The 726-nt window shown below is 42.0% G+C and carries 1 protein-coding gene; it reads right to left on the minus strand.

Annotation, left to right across the window (positions count from 1 at the left end):
• Positions 1-16: 16 nt before the first annotated feature.
• A complete protein-coding gene (locus tag BCT81_RS02700; RefSeq protein ID WP_102423169.1) occupies positions 17-574 on the minus strand; it encodes a PhnA domain-containing protein in 558 nt (185 codons plus the stop codon).
• Between the last annotated feature and the right edge of the window lie 152 nt (positions 575-726).

The raw sequence follows: 726 nt of genomic DNA on the forward strand, positions 1-726 counted from the left end.
GATACTTAATGCGAGATTACTTCTTACGACAGAATTCAGCGATTACGTACATTGATTGACCGCCGTTAGTTTTACCAGAAACAAGCTTAGGATCGTCACCAACGCTGATTCCGCGGATAACCGTACCTTGCTTAATTACTTGGTTAGTACCTTTAACTGGAAGATCTTTGATTACTGTTACGTCGTCACCTTTTTTAAGTTCAACGCCGTTGCAATCAAGAGGCTTGTCATCAGCAGACATGCCAATTTGTGCCCATACTGATGTTTCTTCTTCCATGTACATCATATCTAGCGCATCTTGAGCCCAGCTCTCTGAGTTAAGACGAGTTAGTTGGCGCCATGCTGTTACTTGAACAGGGGCTTCTTGGCTCCACATGCTGTCTGTTAGGCAGCGCCAGTGGTTAATATCTTTAGGCTCGTCAATCTCACCAAGACATTTGTCACATACCATGATGCCGTGATCCACTGTTACGTGGCTGTGTGGCGGTACTGCGTATGCAGTAAGAGAAGAATCAGAACCACATAGTTCACATTTAGATTGGCAGCGTTCTAGCATAGTAGCTTCAGAAGACATAATGGACTCACATTTATTAGGTATTAATTTACGGGGCTATTATCCACTTTATTTACAATAAAGAAAGAGGTCGTACGGTATTCTGTCTTGATTAATTTTAGCTGAGATCAACCATTTGTGTTTTAAACCTTTATGCAAACGGTTAACTAGGC

The organism is Vibrio sp. 10N.261.52.A1 (assembly GCF_002876325.1).
GTDB classification, from domain to species: domain Bacteria; phylum Pseudomonadota; class Gammaproteobacteria; order Enterobacterales; family Vibrionaceae; genus Vibrio; species Vibrio chagasii.